Origin of the sequence: Inquilinus sp. YAF38, from assembly GCF_052113205.1 — a bacterium.
GTDB lineage: Bacteria > Pseudomonadota > Alphaproteobacteria > DSM-16000 > Inquilinaceae > Inquilinus.
The window spans coordinates 1-2,280 of the sequence record NZ_JBFRCU010000193.1 but is presented as its reverse complement, the minus strand read 5'-3'; the positions used below and the strand labels follow the sequence as shown (position 1 = coordinate 2,280).

Genomic DNA, 2,280 nt, shown 5'->3' with positions numbered 1-2,280 from the left:
CCGCAGGGGCTCCGCGGGACGGCCTGTCGGAGCGCCGGGCATCGCGTGCCGGCCGCTCGGCCTGGGCTCCGGCCCCGCCGGCGGGCTTGCGTCCGCGCGGCGGGCGCTGTTCGTCGCCGGTCTCGGAGGATCGGCCGAGGCCGCGCGCGCGTCCGACGCCGGGTTTCGGTGGGCGAGGCGGGCGGCTCATGCCGTCGCCTGCCGGCGCAGGAAGGCGGCCAGATGGTCGATCTCGGCGCGCATCGCCTCGACATTGCCGGCCATGTGCAGACAGGCGTGGATCATGCCGCGCCACAGCCGGAATTCGTGCGGTTGCCCGGCCAGGGCCAGGCGGTAGGCGAGCTGTTCACTGTCGGTCCTCAGGCAATCGTATTCCGCCGCGGTCAGGTACAGCGGCGGCAGGCCGGCGAGATCGGCGTAGAGCGGCGCGGCCAGCGGCGTGCGCCGGTCGATGCCGGCCGGGACATAACGGCCCCAGAACCACTCCATCTCGGCAGTCGACAGGAAATAGCGGTTGTCGCCGCCATAAGCCAGATGCGATGGCGTGTCGTGGTCGGGCGCGAACACGCCATAGACCAGCGCCGCCGCGCGCAGCGGCTGCTCGCCGGCGTCGCGCAGCGCCAGCAGGGTGGCGAGTGACAGGTTGGCCCCGGCGGAATCGCCGGCGATCACCAGGTGGGCGGGGTCGATGCCCCAGTCGCGGCCCCGGGCGGCGAGCCAGCGCACCGCAGCGACGCAATCCTCGAGCGCGGCCGGGAACGGATGCTCCGGCGCCAGCCGGTAGCCGAGGCTGACCACCTTGAGGCCGGAGCGCTGCGCCAGCTCCCGGCACACGCCGTCATGGCTGTCCAGGTCGCCCAGCACCCAGCCGCCGCCATGGATGTAGACGATGGCGGGCGAGGGATCGGACGTGCCGGGATCGTAGATGCGTGCGGCGATCGGCCCCTCAGCACCCGGCAGGGTGCGGTCCTCGACCCGCGCCACGGCGGGCGCGTGCTCGTTCAACAGCGGCAGCACCGCGGTCATGGCGCGCCGCGCTTCGGCCGGCGCCAGGCGCTCTGCCGGCGCTGTGTCGCCGGTAACAGCGGCGATCCGCTCAAGCATCGCAATGATCTGCGGGTCGACCGCCATGATCCGGCCTTCTTTACTTGATGAAACCGATCGCCGCCCGGCTGGTGGGAACCAATAGATCGATGCAGCGTTCGACCGCTGCCTCTCCCGCCTTGCACGTCAACACGTCGTTCAACAGCACACGGCCGAAACTACCGCAATCATGACCAGCGATCTCGAACACCTTGACCATGGTCTTGCCCGCGCTCAGCGGGGCCATGTCCACGGCCAGCTGGTCGACGATGATGCCCTTCGGGTCGAACACCACGAGGTCGAGCTGCAGGTTGCTGTAGCTCCGGCCGGTGCCGTTGTGCATGACCATGAAGGCGCGGCAGCCATTGTTGCCGGGCTCAAGCTTGTTCAGCTCGATGTCGATCGCTTCTTTCGGCGCCGACTCGGCGGCGGGCTTGTCCTGCGCCAGCGCCGGAAAGGCGGCAATCGCGACAAAAAAAGCGAAAAAGCGGGCCGGGCGAACCCAGGCGGAACGGCGGATTTCAGCGGTTTTGCGGGACATATGGCCTTCCGTCGGTCTGGACTCGCAGCGCGCGCCATGATACCCGCGCTCCCCGTGACCGCAATGAAATGCACTTGGGCGGTCGGTGTTCCGGGTTTCAACGAGATGAATCCCGGGCCCGATCGCCGGCGCAGAGCGTTGCCCCGTCTCCCGGCGGCGCCGGGCGGAGTGCGCCCGGATGGGCTCCGCCCCACGCGCCGAAGAGGGGGAGGCCGGGCATGACGTCGAAGGGCCTCCTTCTTCTGTCGATCGCGCTTGTCGGGGCTGCCGCCCTCGGCGGCGCGATCGCGATCGATTCAACGCGCCCGGCATCGCCGCCCGTCATCGCCGTCGATCTCGCCGGGATCGCGGTCGAGCCTGCACATGTGGTCGACCCGGCGGAAGCGGTGCGGCCGCAGCCCGCTATCGCCACGACGCGGCGCCTGGCCGAGGCGCCCCCGGCATCCTCCCCCGGCCTGACGGCCAACCCGACGCGGGCTTTCTTCGGCTCCGCCTTCGCCGCGGTGCCGCGCCTGCCCGAGCCGGCGCCGCCGCTCGACCCCTGGGCCGACGCCCTGCAGGAGGTGACGCGCCCGGCGCCGGAACCGCAGGAGGCTGAGCCGGTGCTGGTGCCGGTCAGCCTGCCCGGCCCCGATGCCGAGGCCGCGCGGTTCGCC

3 protein-coding genes are annotated in these 2,280 nt (G+C 71.4%); 1 reads left to right on the top strand and 2 read right to left on the bottom strand.

From position 1 onward, the window contains the following. Nucleotides 1-186: 186 nt before the first annotated feature. Together AB4Z01_RS36115 and AB4Z01_RS36110 are read right to left on the bottom strand one after the other, a co-directional pair. On the bottom strand, nucleotides 187-1,131 hold the full coding sequence (locus tag AB4Z01_RS36115) for an alpha/beta hydrolase (protein WP_441701662.1): 945 nt from the start codon (nucleotides 1,129-1,131) through the stop codon (nucleotides 187-189). Between the two features lie 13 nt (nucleotides 1,132-1,144). Beyond that, complete coding sequence (locus AB4Z01_RS36110; protein WP_441701661.1) at nucleotides 1,145-1,624, bottom strand: Tat pathway signal sequence domain protein; 480 nt, start codon at nucleotides 1,622-1,624, stop codon at nucleotides 1,145-1,147. 218 nt (nucleotides 1,625-1,842) lie between these two features. On the opposite strand from AB4Z01_RS36110, the gene AB4Z01_RS36105 reads away from it, so the two are divergent. After that, on the top strand, nucleotides 1,843-2,280 hold a 438-nt coding region (locus AB4Z01_RS36105), incomplete at its 3' end, for a hypothetical protein (protein ID WP_441701659.1).